We start from the raw sequence: 710 nt of genomic DNA, 5'->3' as shown, positions 1-710 counted from the left end.
ACCACTACCGCTATGACGAACGTGGCTATCTGTGCGCCAGCACCAATGCCCGTGGTGAAACCACGCAGTATCGTTACGACCTGCGTGGTCAACTGATCGAAAGCGAACGCCCGGACGGACGTATTGATCGCTACCGGAGGAACCTCGCCGGCCAGCTCACTGACTACATCGACCCGGCCAACCTGCGTACCCAGTACCGCTACGATCCGAGCGGACGGATCCAGCAGCGTATTGATGCGCTGGGGCATAAGGTGCGCTTCAGCTATGACGCCTATGGGCGCCTGCAACAGCTGAGCAATGAGAACGGCGAGGCCTACCGATTTGAGTGGGATGTGCTGGATCGGTTGTCCGCCCAGGTCGACCTGGACGGCAGCTACCGCGTCTATCACTACAACGCCGTGGACGATGTTACTGGGACCGACGCCCATCCCACGCCCGCGCCGGAACCGCGTAACACTTACGAGGACGGCCCACCGCCCCTTGAATCAGACGACCCGATCAAGCATCGCTTCGCCCGCGATGCGGTGGGCCGGCTGCTACGCAAAACCACTGACGATGGCATCACCGACTATGCCTACGATGCTGCTGACAATCTGCTGGCGATCACTTTTAAAACTCACAACGGCGAGCAGCAGCAACTGAAATCCCGCTATGACGCCCTCGGTCAGCTGCTCAGCGAAAGCAGCGACGCGGGTGAACTAGGCTATAGC

Annotated in this window: 1 pseudogene; it reads left to right on the top strand. The window is 60.1% G+C overall.

From position 1 onward, the window contains the following. Positions 1 to 710 (top strand): annotated as a pseudogene (locus tag NTD80_RS23090) (type IV secretion protein Rhs); the annotation flags it as partial.

This window comes from Pseudomonas sp. 13B_2.1_Bac1, from assembly GCF_025466155.1.
Taxonomy (GTDB): domain Bacteria; phylum Pseudomonadota; class Gammaproteobacteria; order Pseudomonadales; family Pseudomonadaceae; genus Aquipseudomonas; species Aquipseudomonas aylmerensis.
The sequence above is the reverse complement of the archived record's forward strand: the minus strand, read 5'-3'. Positions and strand labels throughout refer to the sequence as shown.